At 66.6% G+C, this 26,180-nt stretch carries 24 protein-coding genes; 8 read left to right on the forward strand and 16 right to left on the reverse strand.

All coding sequences use genetic code 11. The features are described 5' to 3' along the window. Positions 1-8 precede the first annotated feature (8 nt). The 5 genes from KVT39_RS02205 to KVT39_RS02225 all read right to left on the reverse strand — a co-directional run bounded on the left by KVT39_RS02205 (position 9) and on the right by KVT39_RS02225 (position 5,776). The gene (locus KVT39_RS02205; protein ID WP_217587617.1) at positions 9-989 is read right to left on the reverse strand and encodes an aldo/keto reductase; all 981 of its coding nucleotides are present in this window, start codon (positions 987-989) and stop codon (positions 9-11) included. Between the two features lie 200 nt (positions 990-1,189). Then, complete coding sequence (locus KVT39_RS02210) at positions 1,190-1,861, reverse strand: MarC family protein (RefSeq protein WP_034180232.1); 672 nt, start codon at positions 1,859-1,861, stop codon at positions 1,190-1,192. Between the two features lie 127 nt (positions 1,862-1,988). Then, entirely contained in the window at positions 1,989-2,789 is an 801-nt protein-coding gene (locus tag KVT39_RS02215; protein ID WP_217587621.1) for an enoyl-CoA hydratase-related protein, read from the reverse strand. Positions 2,790-2,827: 38 nt separating this feature from the next. Continuing rightward, positions 2,828-4,150 carry a phenylacetate--CoA ligase PaaK gene (gene paaK / locus KVT39_RS02220; RefSeq protein WP_217587632.1) on the reverse strand — a complete coding sequence of 441 codons (1,323 nt, stop codon included), beginning with the start codon at positions 4,148-4,150 and terminating at the stop codon, positions 2,828-2,830. 69 nt (positions 4,151-4,219) lie between these two features. Beyond that, entirely contained in the window at positions 4,220-5,776 is a 1,557-nt protein-coding gene (locus tag KVT39_RS02225) for a 3-hydroxyacyl-CoA dehydrogenase (protein ID WP_217587634.1), read from the reverse strand. 549 nt (positions 5,777-6,325) lie between these two features. Here KVT39_RS02225 and KVT39_RS02230 point away from each other — a divergent pair. Then, on the forward strand, positions 6,326-7,414 hold the full coding sequence (locus KVT39_RS02230) for a calcium:proton antiporter (protein ID WP_034180236.1): 1,089 nt from the start codon (positions 6,326-6,328) through the stop codon (positions 7,412-7,414). 90 nt (positions 7,415-7,504) lie between these two features. Here KVT39_RS02230 and KVT39_RS38630 read toward each other — a convergent pair whose 3' ends face one another. From KVT39_RS38630 to KVT39_RS02245, 3 genes are all read right to left on the reverse strand, one after another. Beyond that, positions 7,505-7,741 (reverse strand): LysM domain-containing protein, encoded by a 237-nt coding sequence (locus KVT39_RS38630; RefSeq protein ID WP_347814852.1) that lies wholly within the window; start codon positions 7,739-7,741, stop codon positions 7,505-7,507. Further along, entirely contained in the window at positions 7,641-8,549 is a 909-nt protein-coding gene (locus KVT39_RS02240; RefSeq protein ID WP_034180237.1) for a LysR substrate-binding domain-containing protein, read from the reverse strand. The genes KVT39_RS38630 and KVT39_RS02240 overlap by 101 nt, the downstream gene beginning before the upstream one ends. A 101-nt stretch (positions 8,550-8,650) precedes the next feature. Further along, the gene (locus KVT39_RS02245) at positions 8,651-9,619 is read right to left on the reverse strand and encodes a LysR family transcriptional regulator (protein WP_034180238.1); all 969 of its coding nucleotides are present in this window, start codon (positions 9,617-9,619) and stop codon (positions 8,651-8,653) included. A 366-nt stretch (positions 9,620-9,985) separates the two neighbouring features. On the opposite strand from KVT39_RS02245, the gene KVT39_RS02250 reads away from it, so the two are divergent. The 4 genes from KVT39_RS02250 to KVT39_RS02265 all read left to right on the forward strand — a co-directional run bounded on the left by KVT39_RS02250 (position 9,986) and on the right by KVT39_RS02265 (position 14,314). Then, positions 9,986-11,158 carry an HPP family protein gene (locus KVT39_RS02250; RefSeq protein WP_217587635.1) on the forward strand — a complete coding sequence of 391 codons (1,173 nt, stop codon included), beginning with the start codon at positions 9,986-9,988 and terminating at the stop codon, positions 11,156-11,158. Positions 11,159-11,255: 97 nt separating this feature from the next. Next, positions 11,256-11,669: a MarR family winged helix-turn-helix transcriptional regulator gene (locus KVT39_RS02255; protein WP_034180240.1), complete on the forward strand. Its 414-nt coding sequence runs from the start codon at positions 11,256-11,258 to the stop codon at positions 11,667-11,669. 20 nt (positions 11,670-11,689) lie between these two features. After that, a complete protein-coding gene (locus KVT39_RS02260) occupies positions 11,690-13,477 on the forward strand; it encodes a chloride channel protein (RefSeq protein WP_217587637.1) in 1,788 nt (595 codons plus the stop codon). Positions 13,478-13,978: 501 nt separating this feature from the next. After that, on the forward strand, positions 13,979-14,314 hold the full coding sequence (locus tag KVT39_RS02265; RefSeq protein WP_174418674.1) for a hypothetical protein: 336 nt from the start codon (positions 13,979-13,981) through the stop codon (positions 14,312-14,314). Between the two features lie 92 nt (positions 14,315-14,406). On the opposite strand, the gene KVT39_RS02270 is transcribed toward KVT39_RS02265, so the two are convergent. Beyond that, the gene (locus KVT39_RS02270) at positions 14,407-14,727 is read right to left on the reverse strand and encodes a pyrimidine/purine nucleoside phosphorylase (RefSeq protein ID WP_006478890.1); all 321 of its coding nucleotides are present in this window, start codon (positions 14,725-14,727) and stop codon (positions 14,407-14,409) included. A 205-nt stretch (positions 14,728-14,932) separates the two neighbouring features. After that, positions 14,933-15,835, reverse strand: coding sequence for a LysR substrate-binding domain-containing protein (locus KVT39_RS02275; RefSeq protein ID WP_034180242.1), 903 nt, complete (start codon positions 15,833-15,835; stop codon positions 14,933-14,935). A gap of 182 nt (positions 15,836-16,017) precedes the next feature. Between KVT39_RS02275 and KVT39_RS02280 the strand changes: the two genes are divergently transcribed. The 3 genes from KVT39_RS02280 to KVT39_RS02290 all read left to right on the forward strand — a co-directional run bounded on the left by KVT39_RS02280 (position 16,018) and on the right by KVT39_RS02290 (position 19,340). Continuing rightward, on the forward strand, positions 16,018-17,202 hold the full coding sequence (locus KVT39_RS02280) for a M20 aminoacylase family protein (RefSeq protein WP_128841371.1): 1,185 nt from the start codon (positions 16,018-16,020) through the stop codon (positions 17,200-17,202). A gap of 43 nt (positions 17,203-17,245) precedes the next feature. Then, positions 17,246-18,565: an MFS transporter gene (locus KVT39_RS02285; RefSeq protein ID WP_217587645.1), complete on the forward strand. Its 1,320-nt coding sequence runs from the start codon at positions 17,246-17,248 to the stop codon at positions 18,563-18,565. Between the two features lie 232 nt (positions 18,566-18,797). Then, positions 18,798-19,340 (forward strand): cysteine hydrolase family protein, encoded by a 543-nt coding sequence (locus tag KVT39_RS02290; RefSeq protein ID WP_217587646.1) that lies wholly within the window; start codon positions 18,798-18,800, stop codon positions 19,338-19,340. 77 nt (positions 19,341-19,417) lie between these two features. Here the strand turns inward: KVT39_RS02290 and KVT39_RS02295 are convergent, their stop codons facing one another. From KVT39_RS02295 to KVT39_RS02320, 6 genes are all read right to left on the reverse strand, one after another. Beyond that, a complete protein-coding gene (locus KVT39_RS02295) occupies positions 19,418-20,521 on the reverse strand; it encodes a porin (RefSeq protein WP_034180246.1) in 1,104 nt (367 codons plus the stop codon). Between the two features lie 63 nt (positions 20,522-20,584). Continuing rightward, positions 20,585-21,004: a DoxX family protein gene (locus KVT39_RS02300; protein ID WP_034180247.1), complete on the reverse strand. Its 420-nt coding sequence runs from the start codon at positions 21,002-21,004 to the stop codon at positions 20,585-20,587. A 191-nt stretch (positions 21,005-21,195) separates the two neighbouring features. Then, on the reverse strand, positions 21,196-22,473 hold the full coding sequence (locus KVT39_RS02305) for a cytochrome c (protein ID WP_034180248.1): 1,278 nt from the start codon (positions 22,471-22,473) through the stop codon (positions 21,196-21,198). A 2-nt stretch (positions 22,474-22,475) separates the two neighbouring features. Then, positions 22,476-24,095 carry a GMC family oxidoreductase gene (locus KVT39_RS02310; RefSeq protein WP_034180249.1) on the reverse strand — a complete coding sequence of 540 codons (1,620 nt, stop codon included), beginning with the start codon at positions 24,093-24,095 and terminating at the stop codon, positions 22,476-22,478. Next, complete coding sequence (locus tag KVT39_RS02315; RefSeq protein ID WP_105392389.1) at positions 24,095-24,598, reverse strand: sugar dehydrogenase complex small subunit; 504 nt, start codon at positions 24,596-24,598, stop codon at positions 24,095-24,097. Before KVT39_RS02315 ends, KVT39_RS02310 begins: the two co-directional genes overlap by 1 nt. A 336-nt stretch (positions 24,599-24,934) precedes the next feature. Further along, positions 24,935-26,152, reverse strand: a complete 1,218-nt coding sequence (locus KVT39_RS02320) for an RNA-guided endonuclease TnpB family protein (RefSeq protein ID WP_081938400.1) — start codon at positions 26,150-26,152, stop codon at positions 24,935-24,937. Positions 26,153-26,180 lie beyond the last annotated feature (28 nt).

Below are 26,180 nucleotides of genomic sequence, written 5' to 3' on the forward strand. Positions count from 1 at the left end.
TACCGCGCTCAGTTGAACCCGGCGATCGCGTGCGGCACGTACGGGCCTTCGAGCTTGGCGATCTCGTCGTCGGTCAGTTTCAACTCGAGCGCGCCGAGCGCATCGTCCAGCTGCTGCGGCTTCGAGATGCCGACGATCGGCGCGGTGACGCCGCGCTTTTGCGCGACCCATGCGAGCGCGACCTGCGCGCGCGGCACGTTGCGCGCGGCGGCAATCGCGGCGACAGCGTCGACGACCGCCTTGTCCGCATCGGCCGTCGCGTCGTACAGCCGCTGGCCGACGTCGTCCTTCTGCTGCCGTTCCGACGATTCGTCCCAGTTGCGCGTCAGGCGGCCGCGTGCGAGCGGGCTCCACGGAATCACCGCGATGCCCTCGGATTCGCACAGCGGCAGCATTTCCCGCTCTTCCTCGCGATACAGCAGGTTCAGGTGGTTCTGCATGCTGACGAAGCGGGTCCAGCCGTTCTGCTTCGACGTGTACAGCGCCTTCGCGAACTGCCACGCGAACATCGACGACGCACCGATATAGCGCGCCTTGCCGGCCTTCACGACGTCGTGCAGCGCCTCGAGCGTCTCCTCGATCGGCGTGCCGTAATCCCAGCGATGAATCTGGTAGAGGTCGACGTAATCGGTGCCGAGCCGCTTCAGGCTCTGGTCGATGTCGGTCATGATCGCCTTGCGCGACAGGCCCGCGCCGTTCGGCCCCGGCCGCATCCGGTAGAACACCTTGGTCGCGATCACGACGTCGTCGCGCTTCGTGAAATCGCGCAGCGCGCGGCCGACGATCTCCTCCGACGTGCCGTCCGAATACATGTTCGCGGTATCGAAGAAGTTGATGCCGGCTTCGACCGCCCGCTGGATGATCGGGCGGCTTTCCGCTTCCGGCAGCGTCCACGGATGCGTGCCGCGCGACGGCTCGCCGAACGTCATGCAGCCCAGCACCAGTTTCGATACTTCCAGCCCGGTCGATCCGAATTTCACGTATTCCATCGCACGCCTCGTCATTGAAGTTGAGCTTGCGGCCGGATGCGCGCCGTCATTCGGCGCGCAGGGCGCGAACGGTGCGCCGCGCATCCGCCAGACGTCGCATGTTATCCCGCGCCGCGCAAACGCGCAGGGCACGCACGCCGGCACGCCGGCACGCCGTGCGCATCGGGCGCACGGTCGCAACGCGGAAAAGGACGGGCGGGTTACTTGACCTGGTCGGCGATCGGCTGCAGGAACGCGGAGAAGCCGGTCAACATGATCTGCACGCCGATGCACAGCAGCAGGAACGCCGACACGCGCATCGCGACCTTGGTGCCTTCGGTGCCGAGGTAGCGCGACAGCAGCGCGGCGCGGCTGTAGGTTTGCCAGATCACCACGGCGACGAGCACGGACACGGCAATCGATACGATGCTCGACAGCATGAACTCCGACAGCTTGTGCGTGCGGTTCGCATTCAGCGCGATCGCGGTCGAGATCGAGCCGGGGCCGACCGTCAGCGGCACGGTCAGCGGGAAGAACGCGCGCGTCATGATCGCGTTCGCGTCGATCGGCTTGACCGGCGTGTCGCCGCCGCCCGGCACGTCGGGCTCGTTCAGCATCTGCCAGCCCGCCACCGCGACCGCCAGGCCGCCGCCGATCCGCAGCGCCTCCATCGAGATCCCGAAGAAATGCAGCACGGGCGTGCCGGCGAAGAACGCGACCATCAGCACGATGAACGCGTTGAACGCCACCTTCCTCGCGAGCAGGTCGCGCTCGTGCTCGGTGAGCGCCTCGGTCCGCTCGAGAAACAGGAACGCGATGCCGATCGGATTGATGATGCCGATCAGGCCGGTGAAGCCGAACAGGATCTCGGAGATAAGGCGGTTGACGATCATCGGGCGAAGAATCGGTCGGGGCTGGGCCGGCAGCGTGCCGGGGGTCACGCATTGTAGAGCAAGCGCCCGCGCCCGAGACGCAAAATGCGGCCGGGCGCGCTTAGCCGCCGATCGTCGCGGTTTTTCCTTACTCGGCGCCCGCTTCCCACGCCGGCGGCCGCTTCGCGAAGAACGCGGCGAAACCCTCCTTCGCCTCCGGCGTCGCCCGCACGCGGGAGATCGTCTGCGCGGTGAACGCCGCGCGCTCGTCCGACGGCGGATACTCGCCGATCGCGTCGAAGAAGCGCTTGATTTCCATCAGCGCGTTCGGGCCGTTGCGAGCAAGCTCCGCGAGCGTCCGGTCGAGCGCTTCGTCGAGCGCGTCGAGCGGCACGGCCTGGTGGATCAGGCCGATCGCGACGGCTTCGCCGGCGGCGAGCTGTGTCGCGGTCAGCGCGAGCCGGCGCGCCTGGCGCTGGCCGACCGCCTCGACCAGATACGGGCCGATCACGGCCGGCAGGATTCCGAAACGCGCCTCGCTCACCGAAAAGCGCGCATGGTCGCTCGCGATCACGATGTCGCAGGCCGCGCACAGGCCCACGCCGCCGCCGAACGCGTGGCCCTGCACGCGAGCCACCGTCGGCTTCGGGCACTGCCGGATCGCGCGCATCATCGCGGCGAACCGCTGCGCGTCACGCAGGTTCGCGGCCGCATCGTTCGCGCTCGCGCGCTGCATCCACTGCAGGTCGGCGCCCGCGCAGAATGCGCGGCCGTCCGAGCGCAGCACGATCGCGCGCACGTCGTCGCGCCGGCCGAGCGCCGTGAATGCGTCGGTCAGCTCGGCGATCATCGTCTCGTCGAACGCGTTGAGCACGTCGCCGCGCTGCAGCGCCACGGTCGCGATGCCGCGCGCATCGACCGCGACGGCCAGGGTCTTCAATCCATCCATCGAACAGGTTTCCTCGGGTAGAACGGCAAACATCGGAATCAGGCGGCCTGGCGGCGGTCGATCACGCGCCGGGCCTTGCCGGTCGAGGTCGCGGGAATGCCGCCCGCCGCGAGCACCGTCACGCCGGACGACACGCCGACCATTGTCTTGATCCGGTGCTGCAACTCGCGCGCGAGCGCCGCGCGATCGCTTTCGGTAACGGACGCCGCAGCCTCGGAGCGCAGTTCGACCGCGATATCGAGCCGGTCCATGTGACCGTCGCGCGACAGCGTGATCTGGAACTGGCCCGACAGCGCCGGCAGCGCGACGACGATCTCCTCGATCTGGCTCGGGAACACGTTCACGCCGCGCACGATCAGCATGTCGTCGGAACGTCCGGTGATTTTCGCGAGACGGCGCATCGCGCGCGCGGTCGGCGGCAGCAGCGCGGTCAGGTCGCGCGTGCGGTAGCGGATCACCGGCATCGCCTCCTTCGTCAGCGACGTGAACACGAGCTCGCCCTGACTGCCGTCGGGCAGCACTTCGCCCGTGACGGGATCGATGATCTCCGGGTAGAAATGGTCTTCCCATATCACCGGGCCGTCCTTCGACTCGACGCATTCGCACGCTACGCCCGGGCCCATCACTTCCGACAGCCCGTAGATGTCGAGCGCATCGATGCCCACGCGCGTCTCCACTTCCTCGCGCAACGCCTGCGTCCACGGCTCGGCGCCGAAGATGCCGATCTTCAGCGACGACTCGGCCGGGTCCATCCCCTGCCGCACCATCTCGTCGATCAGGTTCAGCATGTACGACGGCGTGACGAGGATGATCTTCGGCTCGAAATCGCGGATCAGCTGCACCTGCTTCTCGGTCTGCCCGCCCGACATCGGCACGACCATGCAGCCGAGCCGCTCCGCGCCGTAATGAATCCCGAGGCCGCCCGTGAAGAGGCCATAGCCGAACGCGTTGTGCAGCGTGTCGCCCGGGCGGCCGCCGGCCGCGCGGATCGAACGCGCGGTCACGTTCGCCCACGTGTCGATGTCGCGCGCGGTGTAGCCGACCACGGTCGGCTTGCCCGTCGTGCCGCTCGACGCATGCACGCGCACGACCTGCTCGCGCGGCACCGCGAAGAGCCCGAACGGATAGTTGTCGCGCAAGTCGTTCTTCGTCGAGAACGGGAATTTCGCGAGATCGGCGAGCGTCTTCAGGTCGTCCGGATGCACGCCCGCCGCATCGAACGTGCGCCGATAGTGCGGGACGTTGTCGTACGCGTGGCGCAGCGACCACTTGAGGCGCTCGAGCTGCAGCGCCTGCAGTTCGTCGCGGCTGGCGGTCTCGATCGGCTCGAGGGCGGCGTCGGGATGCGTCGGGTGGGTCATCGGGGTGCTCCTCCAATGGAGTGATGTCGTTATCGTGTTCGGGGTAATCGGAGTGGCCGGGGCCGGCGGCTACGACCGGAACGTGCGGCCGGCCGCATGCAGCGCGGCGATGCGCGGCGACACGCGATAGCGGTCCTCGCCGTAGCTCGCCGCCAGGTTCGACAGCACGCGAAACACACGGCCGATGCCGATCGCATCGGCCCACGCGAGCGGGCCGCACGGGTAGTTCACGCCCTTCTCCATCGCGAGATCGAGATCGGCGGGCGAACACACGCCCTGGTTCACCGTGTCGGCTGCCTCGTTCGCGAGCATCGCGACGGTGCGCATCGCGACCATCCCCGGCACGTCGGCCACGCCGACGACGCGAAAGCCCGCCTGCTGGAACAGCCCGACCGCGTCCGCATAGGCGGCATCGCTGCACTGGAGCGCACGCGTCAGCGCGACGAGCCCGGCCTGCGCGTAATCGCGCGCGAGGTCGACGAGCACGAGATCGGCCACGCCCGTTTGCGCGGCGCGCGCGGTCGCCGTGCGGCCGTCGGTCAGCGCGATCGATGCGCGGCCGGCCATCGCGAGCAGGTCGTCCGGATGCGCGCCGGCTGGCCGTGCGAGCGCGACGCGTTCGGCGAAGCGTGTGTGCAGCGCGGCGGCCGGGCCGTCCTGCGCGTACAGCGTGACATCCGCCGGCGCATCGCGCTGCGGCTCGAGATCGGGCGCGGGCGGCGTCGCGCCGTCCGCATACGAATAGAAGCCGCGCCCCGACTTGCGCCCGAGGAAACCCGCGTTCACGAGTTCCTGCTGGATCAGCGACGGCGTGTAGCGCGGGTCGTTGAAATACGCGCGGAACACCGATTCGGTCACCGCGAAGTTCACGTCGTGGCCGATCAGGTCCATCAGTTCGAACGGCCCCATCCGGAAGCCGCCGGCCTCGCGCATCACCGCGTCGATCGACGCCGGCGCGCCGCCCTGCTCGTTCAGCACGCGCAGCGCCTCCGCGTAATACGGCCGCGCGACGCGGTTCACGATGAAGCCCGGCGTCGATTTCGCCATCACGGGTTGTTTGCCCCACGCGGCCGCGGTCGCATACAGGACCTGCGCAACGTCGGGCGCGGTCGCCAGCCCGCTGACCACCTCGACGAGCGCCATCAGCGGCGCCGGGTTGAAGAAATGCAGGCCGGCGACGCGCTGCGGCACGCGCAGCCCGGCCGCGATCGACGTGATCGAGATCGACGACGTGTTGGTCGCCAGCAGGCACGCGTCGTCGACATGGCGTTCGAGCGTCGCGAAAATGTCGCGCTTCACGTCGAGCCGTTCGGCCGCCGCCTCGACGATCAGCGCAGCGCCCGCCAGATCGGCCAGCGCGCGCACCGCGCGGATCCGGTTGCCGGCCGCGTCGGCCTGTGCCGGTTCGAGCCGGCCCTTCTCCGCGAGCCGCGCGAACTGTGCGCGGATGCCGGCCAGCGCGTTGTCGCAGGCCGCTTCGTTCAGGTCGTACAGCAGCACCGAATGGCCGGCCGCCGCCGCAACCTGTGCAATGCCCGCGCCCATCGCGCCGGCGCCGATCACGCCGACGATGGCCGACGGCGCCAGCGCGCCCGAGTTCACCGAATGTGCAGAGGAAACAGCCATCGCTTGCGATCCGTCATGAAGTGGAAGTGCGAGCGATTATAAACCGACCGGTCGGTAGATTTATGTCAGGGCGAGCCCGAATTTGTCGTGCAAGAGACCGTTACGGAAACTGCAAAGACAAAAAATTGAAGAATTGGGCACTTTTTGTAAACCGAAAGGTCAATGAAAGCGTTCGAATATGAGATTGCGGCCCCCAAACGCCTGATAAAATTCGACAACTCGACGGATTTCAGGGGGAAACCGCGTGTCACGCCGCCACCGATGTCCATCGTCCGCCACCCTTCCGGGGCCGGAACCGAGCCTCCGGCCGGCGTGTCTTCACGATTGTTCGCCCTGCCATCGGCGGCCAGCCTCATCGAACCGTTTCACCCAGCGACGGGCTCCAGCCCGCCCGCGCCCCTCGCCGCCTCACGGCGGCGAACTCAAGGCAGCGCCATTACGCGCGGCCACCCTTCGGTTTCATCGTCCTCGTTCGGCGGATAGTACGGCCGGGCTTCGTCACCCCGTGACGGCGCGTCGCGCGCCGCCACTCGCATAAGGAAACCCTCCATGCCGCTCTCGTCCAACCAGCTCCCGCGCTGGACCCTCTGGGCCCCGCTTGCCGCATGGCTGGTACTCGCGCTGTCGCGCGCCGTGCCGGCCGAAGGCCTCGTCATCGCGCTGTTCGCCGCCGCACTGGCCGGCGCCGTGTTCGCCGCCGTCCACCATGCGGAAGTCGTCGCGCACCGCGTCGGCGAACCGTTCGGCACGCTCGTGCTCGCGGTTGCCGTGACCGTCATCGAAGTCGCGCTGATCGTGTCGGTGATGCTCGGCGCGGGCCCGGAGAAATCGGGCCTCGCGCGCGACACCGTGTTCGCCGCCGTGATGATCATCTGCAACGGCATCGTCGGCATCTGCCTGCTGGTCGGCGCGTGGAAGCACGGCGAACAGGACTTCCAGGGGCGCGGCGCGAGCAAGGCGCTCGCGGTGCTGGCTTCGCTGTCGGTGCTGTCGCTCGTGATGCCGAATTACCTGAACGCCGCACCGGGCCCGTTCTTTTCGAAATCGCAGCTCGCGTTCGCCGGCGTGTCGTCGCTCGTGCTGTACGGCGCATTCGTGTTCGTGCAGACCGTGCGCCACCGCGACTACTTCCTCACCGAGCACGACAGCGCGAACGAATCGGTGCACGCGGCGCCGCCGAGCAACCGAACCGCGGCGATCAGCATGCTGCTGCTGTTCGCGAGCCTCGTCGCGGTCGTGCTGCTCGCGAAGCTGCTGTCGCCGGCCGTTGAGCACGCGGTGCTGAAGCTCGGCGCGCCGGAAGCCGCGGTCGGCATCGTGATCGCCGCGCTCGTGCTGCTGCCGGAAGGGCTCGCGGCCGTCACCGCCGCGCGCGCGAACCGCCTGCAGACCAGCATGAACCTCGCGCTCGGTTCGGCGCTCGCGAGCATCGGGTTGACGATCCCGACCGTCGCGGCCGTGTTCATCTGGATCGGCCAGCCGCTCACGCTCGGCATCGGCGCGATGGAAACCGTGCTGCTGGCGCTCACCTTGCTGGTCAGCACACTGACGCTCAGCCAGGGGCGCACGACGGTGCTGCACGGCGTCGTGCACCTGTCGCTGTTCGCCGCGTACCTGTTCCTGTCGATCACTCACTGACGCCAATATGCGCGCGGCCCGGCGGATCGCCTCCGCCGGGCCGCGCGTTTTTGCTTCCTTTCACAGACCTTCGTCCACGTCACGCCTCAGCTACCGGACCGGAATCACGAGATGCTGGCCCGCCAGGATCAGGTTCGGATTGGCGAGGTTGTTGCGGCGCTGGATTGCTTGCCATCGCGGCGCCGCAAGCTTCCGGATTGAAAACCTGTGACACGGCCCGAACGTGCTACGCCGCCGCGCCGCCCTGCTCCTGCGCGAGAAACCGCTCGACCATCGCGTTGAACACGGGCAGCGCCGGGTTGTCGTTGTCCGCCCGCCACGCGAGATACAGCTCCGCTGCGGCGTCGACGCCAGCGAGCGGCCGGAACACCACGCCGTCCACATGCAGCTCGCGCGCCGACGCCGGTACGAGCGCCGCGCCGAGCCCGGCCCGCACGAGGCCGAGGATCGTATGCGTCTGCCCGACGTAATGCAGGTAGTTCGGCAGCCTGCCTGCGTTCGCGAACAGGCCGGAGATCATGTCGTGGAAATACTTCCCCTCGTTCGGCGAATACGCGATGAACGGCTGCCGGTCGAGATCGTCGGGGCCGATGCGCTCGCACGCGGCGAGCGGCGCGCCTTGCGCGACCGCGACCAGCATCGGTTCGCGCTGCACGAGCCGGTATTCGAGCGGCTGGCGCGCGGCGCGCTGGCGCACGAAACCCGCGTCGAGCATCCGCGACGCGAGCGCGTCGATCTGCACGGTCGACACCATCTCGCGCAATTCGACGTCGACGTCCGGCAGCGCGTGCGCGGCGTGCGCCAGCAGCATCGGGATCATCCGGTACGCGCTGACGGCCGTGAAGCCGAGCGTGATGCGGCCAGCCCCGCCGTGCGCGACGCGCTGCGCGGCCTGCTCGGCCCGCGCGGAGAATTCGAGGATGTGCCGCGCGTCGCGCAGGAAACGCTCGCCGGCCGCGGTCAGGCTCACCTGCCGGCTGCTGCGTTCGAGCAGCGCGATGCCGAGCGCGTGCTCGAGCAACTGGATCTGCCGGCTGAGCGGCGGCTGCGTCATGAAGAGCCGCCTGGCCGCGCGGCCGAAATGAAGCTCCTCGGCCACCGCGACGAAGCAGCGAAGCTGGTGCAGTTCAATCATCCAGATTTTGTATCGATCGATGGTCTTTCGAGGTTAGACCGATATCGATACGATTTCCATGCTCGGTTGCACCTGATGCGCGGCCGCGCCCGCCCACACCGTCAAGCGCGCTTGCGGCCGCCCGGCATCTGCTCGACCGTCAGACGGTCGAGTTCGCGCAGGTCGTTCTCCAGCGCGGGCGTGAGCGTCGTGCGCAGGTGATCGAGGAACGTGCGGATCTTCGCGTCGAGATAACGGCGCGTCGCGTAGACGGCGTACACGCTCACCGTCTGCAGCCGGTACTCGGGCAGCACGCGGATCAGCCGCCCGGCGCGGATGTCGTCGAGCACCGTATACAGTGCGACGCACGCGATCCCGCGCCCGGCGCGCACCGCGACGCACAGCGCGTCCGGCACGTTGACCTGGAACGGTGCCGGCTGCAGTTCGTAGACGGCCACTTCTTCGTCATTGCGCTCGAGCCGCCATTCGCCGGCCGGCGATGCAGGCGTATCGAGGCGCAGGCACACGTGGTTCGGCAAATCGTCGGGCGACTGCGGCGTGCCGTGCCGCGCGAGGTATTCGCGCGACGCGACGAGCACGCTGCAGCTCGTGCCGCAGGTCTGCGCGACGTAACCCGAATCGGGCAACTGCGAAGCCGTCACGATCGACACGTCGTAGCCTTCCTCGACGAGATTCGGCATCCGCTGCGCGAGCGTCAGCTCGACCGACACGTCGGGGTTGTCCTCCTGGTAGCGGACGATCGACGACACGACATGACTCTGCCCGAGCCCCGTCATCGCATGAATGCGCATCTTGCCGCTCGGCCGCAGCAGTGCGTTGCGCGCCTCCGCATTCGCGTAGTCGATTTCCGCGAGGATCGATTTCGCGCGCTCGAAATAGCGTTCGCCGCTTTCGGTAAGGCCGAGATGGCGCGTCGTGCGATGCAGCAGGCGCGTCTGTACGTGCGCTTCGAGGTTCGATACCGCGCGGGAGACCTGCGCGGTAGTCGCGTCGATTTCCTTCGCGACCGCCGTAAAACTGCCGGCTTCGACAACGCGCACGAACAGGCGCATGTTTTCGAGCATGTCCATTGATTTGGCTTGGGGAGAGTCAGTGGGGAGGCGTCGGTGGCGCTCGCGTCAGGTGGGGAACGGAGCGCGGCCGCGAACCACGCCGAATCGATGAGCACCGTGCCGGGGGAAAGGCGGGAGAGCGGGCATCGCGTACGTGGTTCTGGTATGTCGGGGATTCAGTGGGCGGAATTGTACGCCGCCGCAGACAAATTTGCGCTATTGCCAACCACCCAAGCTTTCGTCCGATGAAAGGTTTATGCAAGGCGCGTACGTCGTGCGCGCGCAACGGCTTGATGCAGCGCGACAATTTGTATCACAACGCGATATAATTTCGCCCTTGTCGCCGCGCATACCCGCGCTGTCATTTTTACCGCTTACCCGTCCATGTCGTCAGGCTCCTCTTCGTCGCACCGCACGTTGCGTCAATGGCTGCACAGTTTCATTCCCCATCCGATGTCGCTCGGCTGGCGCGAGCGACTGCGTTCATGCACGGGCGCGCTCGTCGGCATCGCGACGGTCGGCGTCACGATGCGGTGGCTGCCCGGCGTGCCGGGCCTCGTGCCGCTGCTCGTCGCGCCGATGGGGGCATCGGCCGTGCTGTTGTTCGCGGTGCCGGCGAGTCCGCTCGCGCAGCCGTGGTCGATCATCGGCGGCAATCTCGTCGCGGCGACGGTCGGGGTCGCGTGCGCGTTATGGATCGCCGATCCGATTACGGCCGCCGCGGTCGCGATCGCATGCGCGATCGGCGGCATGTTCGCGCTGCGCTGCGTGCACCCGCCGTCGGGCGCCGTCGCGCTCACGGCCGTGGTCGGCGGCCCGGCAATCCATTCGCTCGGATTCAGTTTCGTGCTGGAGCCGATCGCACTGCAATCGGCGATCCTGCTGTCGGCCGCGCTCGCATATCACGCACTGACCGGGCACCGCTACCCGCATGGCGGCGCGCGCGCCGAAGCGAAACCGCAGGCAGGCGCCGCGCCGGCGCGCGGCGGCTTCACGCGCGGCGACCTCGACGCGGTGCTGAAGCGTCGCGGCGAGTGGCTCGACGTCGATCCGGATGATCTCGAAACGCTGCTGCGCGAAACCGAGATGCAGGCCTATACACGCACGTTCGGCCAGCTCAAGTGCGCCGACCTGATGACGAAGAATGCGATCGAGGTCGCGCCATCGACGTCGGTGACGGCCGCGCTCACGCTGCTCGACCGCCACCGCGTGAAGGCGCTGCCGGTCGTCGACGGCGAAGGCCGCCTGGCCGGCATCGTCACGCGCGCCGACCTCACGCGCCAGCTGCGCCGCCCGACCCCGCTGTGGCAACGCCTGTCCGCACGGCTGCCGCAATCGTTCGGCGGCCAGCCCGCGAGCGTCGCGGCGGTGATGACGCGCGACGTTGCGTTCGTGCAGGAAACGATGCCGATCACCGCGCTCGTGCCGCTGTTCACGCATTCGGGCCATCACCATATTCCGGTCGTCGACGCGTCACGCCAGCTCGTCGGGATCATTACGCAGACGGATCTCGTCACGGGCCTTTACCAGCAGACGCAGATGCCCGAGGCTGCTTGACGCAACGCGGAATGCAGTCATTCCGCATTAATTCGGCCATTTATATCATGTTGTGATATATTTATCGCTTCCGAAACCGACTGCCCGACCGACCTCGATGAACGATACCAGACGCGCGCTGAACAAAAGCGATTTCCAGCAACTGTCCGAGTTCCGCTACCAGATGCGCCGCTTCGAGCGCTTCTCCGAACGCGCCGCGCAAAGCGAAGGCGTGACGCCGCTGCAATACCTGCTGCTGCTGCACATCAAGGGTTATCCGCATCGCGAATGGGCAACCATCGGCGAGCTCGCGGAACGCCTGCAGGCGCAGCATCACGGCGTCGTCGCGCTGGTGACGCGCTGCGAAGCGCTCGGGCTCGTGAAGCGCAAGACGAGCGAAGCCGACCGCCGGCAGGTCGAGGTCCATCTCGAACAAGCCGGCGAGACGCTGCTCACCCGCCTCGCGGCGATGCATCGCGCCGAGCTGAAGTCGCTCAAGGGCACGTTCCAGGTTCCCCAGATCGATTACTGACCCTTGCTTTTACCACTCCGATGAACGCACCGCACAAACGCGATTTCTCGACCAACGAACGCCTGCCCAGGATCGCGTTGCTTGCCGCCGGGATCGGCCTGCTCAGCACGCTCGCCGCATTCGTGCTGTTGAGCCTGATCCACCTGTTCACGAACCTGTTCTTCTTCCAGCAGTTCTCGTTCGCCGACCGCTCTCCGGCGAACCATACGCTCGGCGCATGGGTGATCGTCGTGCCGGTGATCGGCGGGTTGATCGTCGGGATGATGGCGCGCTTCGGTTCGGAAAAGATTCGCGGCCACGGCATTCCGGAAGCGATCGAGGCGATCCTGTTCGGCAAGAGCCGCATGTCGCCTAAGGTCGCGATTCTCAAGCCGCTGTCGTCCGGCGTCGTGATCGGCAGCGGCGGCCCGTTCGGCGCCGAAGGCCCGATCATCATGACGGGCGGCGCGCTCGGCTCGCTGATCGCGCAGTGCGTACACGTGACCGCGGCCGAGCGCAAGACGCTGCTCGTCGCCGGTGCGGCCGCAGGGATGACGGCCGTGTTCGGCACGCCGGTCGCCGCGGTGCTGCTCGCGGTCGAACTGCTGCTGTTCGAATGGCGTCCGCGCAGTTTCCTGCCGGTTGCGCTCGCGTGCGCGGTGGCCGGTTTCGCACGCGCGCTGTTGTTCGGCGTCGATCCGCTGTTTCCGCTCGCCACGGCCGCGCCGACGCCCATCGCGCTGCTGTCGTGCATCGTCGCGGGCCTGTTGTCGGGCATGCTCGCCTGCGGCCTGTCGGCTGCGCTGTACCGCGTCGAGGACACCTTCGCGAAGCTGCCCGTGCACTGGATGTGGTGGCCCGCGCTCGGCGCGATCGTGATCGGCATCGGCGGCTGGCTCGAACCACGCGCGCTCGGCGTCGGCTACGACGTGATCGGTGATCTGCTGCACCAGCACATCGCGCTGAAGATCGCGCTCGCGCTGCTGATCGTGAAGGCCGTGATGTGGGTGATCGCGCTCGGCTCGGGTACGTCGGGCGGTGTGCTCGCCCCGCTGCTGATGCTCGGCGCCGGCCTCGGCACCGTGCTGTCGCCGGTGCTGCCGGGCGGCGATCCGGCGCTGTGGCCGCTCGTGTGCATGGCCGCGACGCTCGGCGCAACGCTCGGCGCGCCGCTGACCGCGATCGTGTTCGCGTTCGGCCTCACGCACGACGCCAACGCGCTGCTGCCGCTGCTCGCGGCGACGCTCGTCGCGCACGGCTTCGCGACCGTCGTGATGAAGCGCTCGATCATGACGGAAAAGATCGCGCGCCGCGGCTATCATATCTACCGCGAATACGGCGTCGATCCGCTCGAGCGGCATGACGTCGGCGAAGTGATGACGTCCGCCGACCGGCTCGTCGCGATCGACGGCGCGTCGACGCTCGACGCCGTCGACATGCAGTACTTCGGCGCGAAGCAGACGCACCGTGCGTACCCGGTCGTGCAGAACGGCCGCCTGCTCGGCCTCGTCGATCGCGCAACACTCGACGCGCAGCGCGCACACGCCGCGGCCGACACGCCGATCTCGGCCGCGTTCGCCGACCGCGTGCCCGCCGTCGCACTTGCGCACGAGACGTGCCGCGTCGTCGCATCGCGTCTCGCGATGCTCGGCCTCGAACGCCTGCCGGTCGCCGACGACGAGCAATCGCTGCGCATCACGGGCATCGTGTCGCGCAGCGACCTGATCAAGCCCGCGCTCCAGCACTTCGATGACGAACAGAAGCGCGAGCGCTTCCGTCCGATCGTCCCGGCCAACCTGCGCGACATCGGCGCGCGCAAGGCCGGCTGACACATCCCGCATGCGCGGGCGAGCAACGTGCCCTCGCCTCACCTCGCTGCACGATGCGGCGCGCGCCTCGCGCACCGCATCGCATTCCGCTGCTTCCCGCGTTTAAAGTTGGTTAACAATCCGACCGACGAAAGTTTGTCATCATGGTCCTCATGCGACGGGGCCAACACAATCAAGCCATTCCACTTCGCGATCAGATAAAGAGTCGCGGCACGGCATGCAGACACATGCCGCTCGCCGCGACCGTCATGTCACCACACGACCGGGCAGCGCGCCGACCGGGCAACGCATGACGTCGTTGCCGCATCGCCCGTCCACCGACGGGCCGCACACGATGCATGCCGCGCCGCAGCAGAGTGCACAGCACCGCAGCCGCCGTTTGGCAAGCGCGTTAACAACTTGTTTCGGAATAGCCGGAACCGTGCTTGTCCGCTGCGATCTCACTAGCACGCAGTACTGCTGCGCATCCCACTCAATCAATCACGACTCGAGGGAGATAACGTGAACGTGAAATACTTACCGCTCATCGCATTGACCGTGGCATTTTCTGCTCATGCAGCCGATTCTGCCCTGCAGAACGTGGGACAAAGCCAGAAACCCGCCGACCAGGTGGCGCAGTGCATCGCGAAGACCTGGGCCGACAAGTCGCAGCAACAGGTGACGTCGCAGTATGAACTGGCGAACGGCCTCGCGATGGCAGTTTATGCACCGGGCCAGCAGCCGCCGAATGGCGCCGCTGCCGTGGTGCGCCCGGCCAACGCCGCAAACGCGAAGACCTGGGTCGGTTTCCGCGGCGGCGATGCGTCGTCGGCCGGCGACATCAACGCCTGCCTGTAACGAGACGAGAACAGGCGCTCCGGATGGCCTTGCGCCATCCGCTTGCGACAAGCCCCGCTTCGGCGGGGCTTTTCTTTTTGTGCCGCCCGCGCTTACAGGTAGCTGCAGACGTAGTCGAGCGTCTCGAGCACTTCGATGTCGAAGCGGCTCTTGCCCGGCACCGAGAACGATTCGCCGGCGCCGTAGGTCTGCCATTCGCTGCTGCCGTCGAGCTTCACGCGGCACTTGCCGGCCTGCACTTCCATCAATTCGGGCGCGTCCGTACCGAAGTTGAGCGCGCACGGCAGGATCACGCCGAGCGTCTTGCGCGTGCCGTCCGGGAAGAGCACGGTATGCGACACGCACTTGCCGTCGAAATAGACGTTCGCGCGCTTGACGACCGATACGTTGTCGAATTGGGTTGCACTGGTCATGTGATGCCTCTGCTTGCTGGATGCCGGATGGCGATGTTGTTGGAAGCCGGCCGGAGCGGCGGGCCGGCCGCTATGATACCGGCTCGCGCGGCGTGCGCCGGAACTGCGCGCCCGGCGGGCAAGCGTCGTGCCGTTCAAACGACAGCGCGGCGCACCATATCGTCAGGATGACTCTGCGATGACGGTCGCTGCCCGAGATACCGGCTCACCGCAGCCCCTTGCGTCGCGCCGAATCGCGCAGGCAATCGAGCAGCATCGCCGCGGCCGGCGTCAGCGGGCTGTCGCGGCGCGTGACGACCTGCACCGACACGGCCGGCAAACGCTCGCGAATCGGCAGCACCGTCAACTGATCGCGTGCCCACTCGCCCTGAAGCAGTTGCTCGGGCATCGACGCGATCAGGTCGCAACCCGTCATCAGGCTGTGCGCGAGCCCGAAGCTCGGGCATTCGACGATGCGCGCCGGCACCGGCAACCCGTGCGCGACGAACGAATTGAACAGCGCCTGCGTCGAGCTTTCCGGTGACGGATTCATCAGCCAGTCGGCCTCGACGAGATCGGCGAGCGACGTGGCCGACGCGAGCGGATGCTCGTTGCGCGCGACGATCAGCGAGCGGCTCGCATAGAGCTCCGCATGATCGAACTCGGCCGCCAGCAATTCGGGCACGACGACAGCCACCGCAAAATCGAGCGAGCCGTCGTGCAGGCGCGGCAGCGCCACGCCCGGAAACCCTTCGATCAGGTTGACGCGCGCCACCGGAAAGCGGCGCCGGAACGCGCGAAACGCATCGGGCAGGATCGTCACCGCGGCGGCCGGCGTGATCGCCGCCGCGACGGAGCCCGTCGTCGCCCCCTGCGCCTGCTCGATGTCGTCGCGGGCGCGCTGCATCTCGGCGACGATCAGCCGCGCGCGCACCTGCAATTGCTGGCCGAACGCGGTGAGCTGCACGCCGCGCGCGGTGCGCACGACGAGCGACACGCCGAGCGCGATCTCCAGCTCCTTGACCGCCTTCGTCAGCGCCGCCGGAGACACGTTCAGGCGCCGCGCGGCCGCGCGGATGCTCCCCTCTTCCGCGACGGTAACGAACGCTTTCAACTGATGGTATTTCATGGCGGCGATGCGTGATCCGTGGAAACCCTGTGCGTGGCCGTGCGCGCCGGTTCAGGGTATTCCCGAGCGGCAACCGGTGGTGTGCACCAAAGCAATTTAGCAGCTTCTGGTGTGCAAAAGAAATTTATATGCTTGCACGTCATATGCGCGTCAAACGCCCCACCGGCCCCACAGGAGAGACCATGTTGCAAGCCGTGAACCCCGTCATCCCCGGCATCGCCGCGATCGCCCCCGAGCTGGTCGAGGTGCGCCGCCGCATCCACGCTCATCCCGAACTCGCGTTCGAAGAGACGCTCACGAGCGATCTCGTCGCCGAGCTGCTCACCGGCTGGGGTTATGAAGTGCATCGCGGCATCGGCAAGACGGGCGTCGTCGGCGTGCTGCGCGAAGGACAAGGCACACGCACGGTCGGCCTGCGCGCCGACATGGACGCGCTGCCGCTCGCGGAAGCCACGGGCTTGCCGTACGCGAGCCGCCATGCGAACAAGATGCACGCATGCGGCCACGACGGTCACACCGCGATGCTGTTGTGCGCGGCGCGCCACCTCGCGGCGACGCGCCAGTTCTCCGGCACGCTGAACCTGATCTTCCAGCCGGCCGAGGAAAACTTCGGCGGCGCGAAGGCGATGATGGACGACGGCCTGTTCGACCGCTTCCCGTGCGATGCGATCTTCGCGATCCACAACATGCCGGGCCGCGCGGCCGGCGACATGGCCTTCCGCACCGGTGCCGCGATGGCGTCGGCCGACCGCGTGACGATCACGCTGCGCGGCGTCGGCGGCCACGGCGCGATGCCGCATTTCGCGCGCGATCCGATGTCGGCCGCGGGCAGCATCATGGTCGCGCTGCAGACGATCGTCGCGCGCGAGGTCGACGCGCAGCATGCGGCCGTGATCACGGTCGGCAGCGTGCAGGCCGGCGAGACGTTCAACATCATTCCCGAAACCGTCGTGATGAAACTGTCGGTGCGCGCGCTGAACGCCGACGTGCGTGCGCTGCTCGCGCGCCGCATCGAAGCGCTCGTGAAAGGCCAGGCGGAAAGCTTCGGCGTCACCGCGGAAGTCGACTACGACTACGGCTACCCGGTGCTCGTCAACCACGCGGAACCGACCGCGTTCGCGGCCGACATCGCGCGCCGGATGCTCGGCGCCGAGCGGGTCGAAACCGAGGCCGCACCGCTGATGGGCAGCGAGGATTTCGCATTCATGCTGGAAGCGCGCCCCGGCTGCTATGCATTCATCGGCAACGGGATCGGCAGCAAGGGCGGCTGCATGGTGCACAACCCCGGCTACGACTTCAACGACGACATCCTCGCGATCGGCGCGAGCTACTGGGTTCGCGTCGCCGAAGCCTGGCTCGCGGCCTGACGGCCCTTCACCACGCAGTTTCGCGCTTACCCGGGGGAATCCCATGGAAACGTCTGTCCTTTCGTTCGCCGGCACGCCGGCCGATGCCCGCGCCGCCGCGAAGAAACGCCGGCTGATCGCGGCCGCCGCCGTCGGCAACGCGCTCGAGTTCTACGACTTCACGGTCTACAGCTTCTTCGCGATCCTGATCGGCAAGCTGTTCTTCCCGGTGCATTCGTCGTTCGGACAGCTGATGCTCGCGGTCGCGAGCTTCGGCGTCGGCTTCGTCACGCGTCCGCTCGGCGGGCTCGTGATCGGCATGTATGCCGACCGCGCGGGCCGCAAGAAGGCGATGATCCTGACGCTGCTGCTGATGGCGCTCGGCACCGCGATGATCGCGGTCACGCCGACCTTCGCGCAGATCGGCCTCGCGGCGCCGCTGCTGCTCGTGCTCGCGCGCCTGCTGCAGGGGTTCGCGTCGGGCGGCGAAGTCGGCGCGTCGACGACGCTGCTGCTCGAGCAGGCGCCGCAGCATCGGCGCGGCTTCTACGCGTCGTTCCAGTTCTCGAGCCAGGGGCTCGCCGCGCTCGCGGGCGCGCTCACCGGCGTCGCGCTGACGTCGACGCTGAATGCCGCGCAGCTCGAAAGCTGGGGCTGGCGCGTGCCGTTCATCATCGGCACGCTGTTCGTGCCGATCGGCTATTGGTTGCGCCGCACCGTCGAGGAAGTGCCGGCCGCTACGCCTGTCGCCGCGCACGACGAGCCGGTCGCGTCGCTGCCGCTCGCCGACGTGCTGCGCCATCACGGCAAGGCCGTGTTCGCGGGCCTCGGCGTGACGATCGGCGGCACGTCGATCCACTACATCATCGTGTTCTACATGGCGATCTACGGCGTGCAGGTGCTGCACCTGCCGACCTGGCTGTCGATGACGGCCGGCTGCGTCGCCGGCGCGATCCTGATGTTCGTGACGCCGATCGGCGGCCACCTGTCCGACGTGTACGGGCGCAACCGGATCGTCTGGTGGACGCGCATCGTGCTGATGGCCGCGATCTACCCGGCGTTCATCGCGCTGAACCGCTGGCCGGGCGCCGCGTCGCTGCTGTCGATCATCGCGGCGCTGTCGATCGTGCATGCGATCAACATCGGCGCAACGGGCGCGATGCTCGGCGAACTGTTCCCGCGTACGGTGCGCGCGACCGGCGGCGCGCTCGTGTACAGCGTCGGCGTCGCGATCTTCGGCGGCTTCGCGCAGTTCTTCGTCACGTGGCTGATCGCGGCAACCGGCAACCCGAATGCACCCGCTTGGTATGCGATCGGCTGCGGCGTGCTCACGCTGCTCGCGATACGCTGCATGGACGAAAAGGCCGGGAAGTCGCTCGATTGAGCGGCGGCCGATGCACGGCACGCGATTGACGCGGTGCGTGCGCGTCGGGCATGATCGCTCCATGCGCCACGCCACGACCACTTCTTCGACCACGACGCGCACGACCGCCTTCGGCGGGCTCGTGCGGCAAGTGCGCGCAAGGTCGTAGCGCCACCGATTCCTCACAGGCCCCGCCGGTTCCGGACGGGGTCTTTCCGCTTCTCCGTCCGTACCGGTCACTCAGGAGAATGCGATGTCCGAAGCCCCTTCCCCCAAACGCGCGCTGCTCGTCGTCGACATGCAGGTCGGGCTGTTTCATGGCCTCGATCGTCCGCACGACGGCGACCGTGTGCTCGCGAACATCAACCGGCTGATCGGCCGCGCACACGAAGCCGGTGCGCCCGTGTTCGCCGTGCGTCACACCGGCCCCGCCGGCTCGCCGATTGCGCCCGGCTCGCCGCTCACAGCGCTGCTGCCGGAACTCGCGATTGATCCCGCGCGCGACACCGTGTTCGACAAGACCAGGCCGAGCTGCTTCGCGGGCACACGACTCGCCGAGTGGCTGCGCGCGGCCAACATCGGAGAACTCGTCGTCACCGGGATGAAGACGCAGTACTGCGTCGATACGACCTGCCGCGCGGCCGCCGATCTCGGCTTTCGAGCGGTGCTCGTTGCCGACGCGCACACCTGCATGGATACGCCGGCCCTGTCGGCCGAGCGGATCGTCGCGCATCACAATGCGACGCTCGACGGCCCGTTCGCGATGCTGACGACGACCGAGGCGTGTCTGTTCTGACCGGCACCAGCCTCACGCCGTAAACGCAACAACGCACGGACGATTACCGCCCGTGCGTTGCTTGGTAGCTACCCCGCTCAGAACGTATGCATCATCCCCACATACGCCCCCGTCTGCGACTCGCCCGTCAGCGGGCTCGTGCCCGACGTCGCGTCGCGCGGCGTCGCGAGCAGCGAGAAGTTCGAGTTGCCGCCGTTGCGCACGTACGCGACGGTGCCGTACAGGAACGTGCGCTTCGACAGGTTGTACGTGGTGCCGAGCACGTACATCATCGCGTGGCCCGACGGATCGTGCGACGCATCGCCGCCGCCGTCGCCGACCTTCACGTAGTACCCGCCGCCCGTCACCGCCCACTGCGGCGTCGCGGTGTAGGTTGCGCCGAGCCAGTAGTGATCGGCGCGATCGGCGACACCGGCCGGGCTGTCCGGCGCCTGGTAGTGCGTATACGCGCCCTGGATCTTGAACTTCGACACCTTCACGTTCGCGCCGACGAAATACTCGCGCGACGCGGTGAAGATGTTGCTGAACTTGCCGTTGTTGTCGCGCAGTTCGTCGTAGATGCCGCGCACGTCGAGCACCGGCGAGTGGTACGAGATCATGATCCCGTCCGAGCGGCCGAAATCGTCGGCCGCGCCATAGTTGAAGCCGCGCGACTGGTTGCCGAACGCGTATTGCGCCTGCACGTCGAAGCCGCCGATCACCGGGCTGTGATATTCGATGTTGTTGCTGCTTTGCTGCCAGTTGCGGCCGCGCACGAGCGACGCCGACGAAAACGCCTGCTGGACGAACGGATCGAATTCCCACACGCCGTCGCTGTCGATGAACAGGTTGCGGCCGGCCTGCAGCTGGCCCCACGTGTCGCTCTTCAGGCCGACATACGCGCGCCGCGACCACATGCGGCCGCCGCCGGTCTGGCCGTTCATCACCTGGAACGCGGTTTCGAGGTTGAAGACCGTCGACAGCCCGCCGCCCAGATCCTCGATGCCCTTCAGCCCGAACATGCTGGTGCCCCAGTCGCCGCTTTCCGCGCTCCAGCGCGACTTGCTGCCGTTCGGCGTCGCGATGTGGTTCAGGTATTCGACGCCGCCGTCGACACGGCCGTAAAGCGTCACGCTCGTTTGTGCAAAAGCGGCCGCCGGTGTGGCGGCCGCGATCAGCCATGCGAAATGTTTGAGTCGCAAAATGATGCCCCCTCGGAGTCTCGACCTTCCAGCGCGCGCCCCATGCGCGCGCCACGGGCCCGTTTATCCGCGATCGATCGAAAAACGTCCGGGGCCCGCCGCGCAGAGCGCGAGCAGGCCGCCCGAGATCGCGATGTTCTTGTAGAAATGAATCATGTTGTTGATCTGCTCGCCGCCCGTCATCGTCCAGTAGTGGTGGCCGATGATGGCGGTGCCGATCGTATACAGCGCAAGCAGCAGCGCGAGCGGCCGCGTCTGGAAGCCGGCCAGGATCGCGACCCCGGCGAACAGCTCCATCGCGACGGAGATGGCCGCGGACACGATCGGCGCGGGCGCGCCTTCCGAACCCATGAACGCGATGGTACCGGGGAAGTCGACGATCTTCTTCCAGCCGAACATCACGAACAGGATCATGAGCAGGATCCGGGCAAGCAGCAGCAGCACATCGCGCTGGGACGCGAGAAACGGTTGATTCGGTGTCATGGTGTCGATCAACGAAAAACGATGCGCGGCTCGCGCACCGGATTGCCAATGAACCGGGACGGGCAGCCGCCTGCACTGCCCGCCCCGCTCTGCAACAACCGGCATCGGGGTCCGCCCGATGTGCTGTGCCCCTCCTCTCGTTCGATGCCGCTCTTCTTCGATGTTGCGCTGCGACGCCGTCGCGCGCCGCGTCAACGCAGCTTCGCGACGTCCTGCTCGGTCACCTTCGCGGCCGGATTGCCGAACTGCCCGGTCAGGTAGTTCGTCAGCGCGGCGATCTGCGCATCCGACAGCTCGTGGCGGAACGCCGGCATCCCGACGTCCTCGCTGCCGGCCTTGCGCTGCACGCCGTTCAGGATCACCTGCACGAGGTTGGTCGGATTCGGTGCGCCGACCGTCGAGTTGTGGAACAGCGGCGGGTAATACCCGTCCGGCGTGCCCTTGCCCTGCATCTGGTGGCAGGTCGCGCAGTTGCCGAGATACAGCCGCGCCGGATCGATGCCCGACGACGCGAGCGCGACGCCGCGCAGCTTCAGGCCATCCTCGGCCGGCTTGCCCCACGACGAGCGCGACTGCTTCGCGTCGCCGCTGGCGACGGCCGGCACCGTGCGGATGTACGTCGAGATCGCGCCGATGTCGGATTCCGTCATCTTCGAGAAGCTGTGCTCGATCGCCTCGGCCATCGGGCCGGCCGCCTGCGCGACGCCCGGCACGCTGCCGGTGCGCAGGTACTGCACGAGCTGCTGCTGCGTCCAGCCGCCGATCCCCGCGTTCGGGTCGGACGTGATGTTGTAGCCGTCCCAGCCCGCGAGCACCGAGCCCGACAGGAAGCTGCCGCCCGACTCGTCGAGCGATTTCTCCTGCATCGCGATGCCGCGCGGCGTGTGGCACGTGCTGCAGTGCGCGAGGCCCTGCACGAGATACGCGCCGCGGTTCCACTCGGCGCTCTGTGCCGGCTTCGGCTGGTACACGCCGTCCTTCAGGAACAGCCAGTTCCAGATCTTGAGCGGCCAGCGCATGCTCAGCAGCGCGGGAATCTCGTTCTTCGGCGGCGCCTGCTTGACCGGTTCGACGCCGTGCATGAAGTACGCATACAGCGCCTGCACGTCGTCGTCGTTGATCTTCGCGTACGACACGTACGGCATCGCCGGGTACAGGTTGTCGCCGTTCTTCGAGACGCCGTGGCGCACCGCGCGCTCGAAGTCGTCGAACGTCCAGTTGCCGATGCCCGTATCGGGATCGGGCGTGATGTTGCTCGTGTAGATCTTGCCGAGCATCGGCACGGGCATCCCGAGGCCGCCCGCGAACGGCTTGCCGCCCTTCGCGGTGTGGCACGCCATGCAGTCGCCCGCGATCGCGAGGTATGCGCCGCGCTTGACCTGCGCCGGATCGGCCGCGTCGGCCGCGCGCGCGAGCCCCGGCAGCGCGAGGCAGCCGGCGAGGAGGAAGGTGAGAGTAGATTTCCGCACGGTCAGACTTCCTTCTTCAGCGTGTCCGACATCCGCAGCGCGAGCGCCGCGATCGTCAGCGTCACGTTTACCGTACCGACGGTCGGCATCGTCGAGCTGCTCGAGATGAACAGGTTCGGATGGTCGAACGTGCGGCAGTCCTTGTCGACGACCGAGTCGCGCGCATCCGCGCCCATGATCGTCGCGCCCGTGATGTGGTTGTTCGGCGCGAACTCGTCGTTGAAGACGACTTCGGTGCCGCCCAGCACCTTCGCGGCCGTCGCATAGACCTCGCGCGTGTGCACGGCGCCGCGCTTCACATAGTCGTCGATCGCATACGTGATCTCGGGGCGCGGGATGCCGATCGCGTCGGTGGCCGTCTTGCTCGGCACGATGCGGTTCTCGGGTTGCGGCAGGATTTCATGGAAGCAGTCGAACTGCACGTAGCGCGCGGAACGGTCGCGGATCTGCGCGTCGAGCTCCTCGGGCTTCATCAGCTTGCCGCCCTTGAAGATCTTCTGCGTCTCCTGGTTGATGCGCGACATGTTCGACAGGTGGATCTTCTTCGCGGCTTCGGTCGCGCGGAACGGGCCGTCGCGGAAACCGATCAGCGACGTCATTTCCTGCGGGCCGCGGCCCGGCCACAGCTTCTCGTTCGCGTAGAACGACACGCCGGTGCCCGGGTGGTCCATCAGGTTGCGGCCGACCATGTCGGAGCTGTTCGCCACGCCGTTCGGGAAATCGCGGTTCGCCGACATCAGCAGGATCTTCGGCGTCTCGATGCCGTTCGCCGCAACCACGAAGTACTTGCCTTCGACGCGATGGTCGGCGCCGGACTTGTCCTTGTAGATCGCCGCGACGATGCGCTTGTTCGGGCCGGTTTCCAGCTTGTAGACGACCGCGTTCTCGATCAGCTTCGCACCGGCCTGCTCGGCCTTCTCGACGTGCACGATCCCGTTGTACATCGCGCCGATCGGGCAGATCGGCATGCAGTTGTTGTTCCCGCAACAGGTTGGCCGGCCGTCGTACGGGCGGCTGTTGCGCGCGACCGGCTCGGTCACCACGTGGAACTTCGGGTCGTAGCCGTTGAGCGCGCTCTTGATCGTCTGCTCGTTGAACGACAACGGCAGCGGCGGCATCGGGTACGGCTGCCTGCGCGGCGAGTACAGGTCTTCCTCGGGGCCCGGGCCCCACACGCCGAGCTCTTCCTCGGCGCGCTGGTAATAATGCTCGAGGTCGTCGTACTGGATCGGCCAGTCGCGGCCGACGCCGTACACGGTCTTCATCTTGAAGTCGTTCGGGATGAAGCGCCACGCGGACGCGGCCCAGTGCCACGTCGTGCCGCCCACCGCGCGGATGTACTGCGAGTTGAACTTGTGCTCGCCCTTCAGGACCAGGTAGTCGTTCGGCGGGCCGTATTCCGGATGCGGGGCCCACGGGCTCGACGGGTACGGCGCCATGAAATCGGTCTTGTCGGTCTGATTCCGAAAGCGCTCGACGATTTCCCAGCGCGGCATGCGCGGGCCGGCTTCCAGCAGGATCACCGACTTGCCCGCCATCGCGAGCTGGTGCGCCACGATCGCGCCTGCGACACCCGATCCGACGACGACGACGTCGGCCTTTTGCGTATCGGTATCGGCCATCAGGCTTGCCTCTCGATCGGTTTTTCGGCCCAGAAGCCGGGTTTGTTGGGGCAATACGAAGGGATCACGAGCGTATCGGATACGACGCTGAACATTAATGCTTCTTCGTAGGTAATCACGACGTTGTCGACGATGCCGAGATACCACGCTTCAAGAATCTTCAGCGCGAGCGCTTCCTGATCGGGATTCAGCGAGCCGGACGCGAGTGCGCCGGCGAGTTGCGGCAGGCTGTCGGCCGTCTTGAACGAGCCCTGCTGCAACGCCTGCAGGAAGCGCTGGCCGAGCACGCGGCTCAGCCCCTTCTTGCCGGTCAATGCTTCGGAGAGCGTCATGAACGTATCGAGCGGCGCGGTGCCGGGTGCATCGGCCAGGGCCCGCAACGCCAGCGAGCCCGTGAGGCCCGCCGCCGTCAGCGCCAGTGCGCCCTGCAGCCATTGACGCCGCGTGATGCCGGTTGCTGCGTCGCCGTCGCGACGCGAGTGGGGGGTGTTGTCGTTGTGCATGTTTCCTTCTCTCGAACGCCGGATTCGGGAAAACCACGCTTGATATTTCTCAAACTTCGGCGCGGACCTGAAATGTACGCGCACAAATCGGATCGAACAATCTTTTTATAGTCCATTAAATGTTCCGCAATCCGAGACAATCGACATTTCGCTGCATTTTTGTGTCGTCGGCGCGACAAATCTGCGGCGGACGCACCGGTGTCGCATGCCGGCGACACACTGCGACCGCGCGCGACGATGTGTGCGCATGACCGTCGGTTAGAATCGCGTGCATTGGCATCCTCCCTTCCCTCGGCCAGCCTGTGCTACGTAGCCGGGCATGAGATTCCTACGGTGCTATACGATGAGCCGTACAGCCACTTCGGTGGGTTCCTGCTTCACAGAGCGGCCCAACTGCACCCTCTCTCCACAGGCTGCAACGCGGTGCCCCCGCGCCAGCACATTGAGTGCACCGACCACGTCGGCGTGCTCCTCGAAACGACAATCGACACAAACAAACCGCGCTTGGGTCACTCGGCTGTCCCGCGAAATATAACCACAACGCGGACATGTCCGGCTCGTGTTCCGTGGTTGTACGGCGACAAGCCAACCCCCGCTCCACGTCAGCTTGTACTCCAATTGACGGCGGAACTCGAACCATCCTTGATCAAGAATGGATTTGTTTAGACCAGCCTTGCCCCTGACATTCCTGCCTGGTCTTGTGATACTGCCTGCCGCGGATCCCGACATGTTCTGCACCCGCAAGTCCTCGACACACACCATCGCGTGGTTCTGGCTGATTGTGGTCGTAACCTTGTGCAGAAAGTCGCGGCGAACATTGCCTATGCGGAAATGGAGGCGCTGAATTTTGGCTTTCGCCTTCTTCCAGTTGTTGCTGTACTTCGTTTTGCGGCTCAAAGACTGTTGAGCACGTCGTAATTGAGCCTCATGGCGTCGAAAGCTATTGACAGGGGGAACAAACGTGCCGTCACTGAATGTGGCGAATCGAGTAACGCCAACGTCGACCCCAATGGCACTGGTGGCCTGTGGCACCGGATTCTCAACTCGGCACTCGGTTTGAACCGAAACAAACCATCTTCCCGCCCTAAGGGATACCGTGACGTGTCGCAGCTCGCCCAGTACATCTCGACTGTTGCGGTATCGAACCCAGCCCAGCTTCGGCAAAAAGATACGACTGTTGACCTGGTCCAGCTTGATCTGTTTGCGATCCGGGTAGCGGAAGCTGTCCCGACTCCCCTTTTTCTTGAAGCATGGGAACGCCGATCGTTTGGCGAAAAAATTTTTGTACGCTTGCTCTAAGTTTCTAAGCGAATGTTGCAAAGCATGAACTGGAGCATCCTTCAGCCAGCCTGTTTCCAGATCATTGCGCCATTCCGTGAGACGTTTGGCCATCGCCACATAGCCGATAAACTTGCCGCCTGCTTCATAGTTCTCTTTTTGCAGCGCCAGAGCCTTGTTGTAGACGAACCGACATGAACCAGCGTAGCAGCACATATCGCGCCGCTGCTCGTCGGTCGGCATCAGTTCGAACATGAAAGCCTGGAATCGTTGCATCCGGCCATTGTATCCTTACGCCGCAATC

Origin of the sequence: Burkholderia sp. GbtcB21, assembly GCF_019091065.1 — a bacterium.
GTDB lineage: Bacteria > Pseudomonadota > Gammaproteobacteria > Burkholderiales > Burkholderiaceae > Burkholderia > Burkholderia pyrrocinia_C.

Bases quoted from the DNA above. Each gene is read 5' to 3' on its own strand.
- KVT39_RS02205 (WP_217587617.1), bottom strand. From the start codon at position 989: ATGGAATACGTGAAATTCGGATCGACCGGGCTGGAAGTATCGAAACTG.
- KVT39_RS02210 (WP_034180232.1), bottom strand. From the start codon at position 1,861: ATGATCGTCAACCGCCTTATCTCCGAGATCCTGTTCGGCTTCACCGGC.
- KVT39_RS02215 (WP_217587621.1), bottom strand. From the start codon at position 2,789: ATGGATGGATTGAAGACCCTGGCCGTCGCGGTCGATGCGCGCGGCATC.
- paaK (WP_217587632.1), bottom strand. From the start codon at position 4,150: ATGACCCACCCGACGCATCCCGACGCCGCCCTCGAGCCGATCGAGACC.
- KVT39_RS02225 (WP_217587634.1), bottom strand. From the start codon at position 5,776: ATGGCTGTTTCCTCTGCACATTCGGTGAACTCGGGCGCGCTGGCGCCG.
- KVT39_RS02230 (WP_034180236.1), top strand. From the start codon at position 6,326: ATGCCGCTCTCGTCCAACCAGCTCCCGCGCTGGACCCTCTGGGCCCCG.
- KVT39_RS02240 (WP_034180237.1), bottom strand. From the start codon at position 8,549: ATGATTGAACTGCACCAGCTTCGCTGCTTCGTCGCGGTGGCCGAGGAG.
- KVT39_RS02245 (WP_034180238.1), bottom strand. From the start codon at position 9,619: ATGGACATGCTCGAAAACATGCGCCTGTTCGTGCGCGTTGTCGAAGCC.
- KVT39_RS02250 (WP_217587635.1), top strand. From the start codon at position 9,986: ATGTCGTCAGGCTCCTCTTCGTCGCACCGCACGTTGCGTCAATGGCTG.
- KVT39_RS02255 (WP_034180240.1), top strand. From the start codon at position 11,256: ATGAACGATACCAGACGCGCGCTGAACAAAAGCGATTTCCAGCAACTG.
- KVT39_RS02260 (WP_217587637.1), top strand. From the start codon at position 11,690: ATGAACGCACCGCACAAACGCGATTTCTCGACCAACGAACGCCTGCCC.
- KVT39_RS02270 (WP_006478890.1), bottom strand. From the start codon at position 14,727: ATGACCAGTGCAACCCAATTCGACAACGTATCGGTCGTCAAGCGCGCG.
- KVT39_RS02275 (WP_034180242.1), bottom strand. From the start codon at position 15,835: ATGAAATACCATCAGTTGAAAGCGTTCGTTACCGTCGCGGAAGAGGGG.
- KVT39_RS02280 (WP_128841371.1), top strand. From the start codon at position 16,018: ATGTTGCAAGCCGTGAACCCCGTCATCCCCGGCATCGCCGCGATCGCC.
- KVT39_RS02285 (WP_217587645.1), top strand. From the start codon at position 17,246: ATGGAAACGTCTGTCCTTTCGTTCGCCGGCACGCCGGCCGATGCCCGC.
- KVT39_RS02290 (WP_217587646.1), top strand. From the start codon at position 18,798: ATGTCCGAAGCCCCTTCCCCCAAACGCGCGCTGCTCGTCGTCGACATG.
- KVT39_RS02300 (WP_034180247.1), bottom strand. From the start codon at position 21,004: ATGACACCGAATCAACCGTTTCTCGCGTCCCAGCGCGATGTGCTGCTG.
- KVT39_RS02310 (WP_034180249.1), bottom strand. From the start codon at position 24,095: ATGGCCGATACCGATACGCAAAAGGCCGACGTCGTCGTCGTCGGATCG.
- KVT39_RS02315 (WP_105392389.1), bottom strand. From the start codon at position 24,598: ATGCACAACGACAACACCCCCCACTCGCGTCGCGACGGCGACGCAGCA.
- KVT39_RS02320 (WP_081938400.1), bottom strand. From the start codon at position 26,152: ATGCAACGATTCCAGGCTTTCATGTTCGAACTGATGCCGACCGACGAG.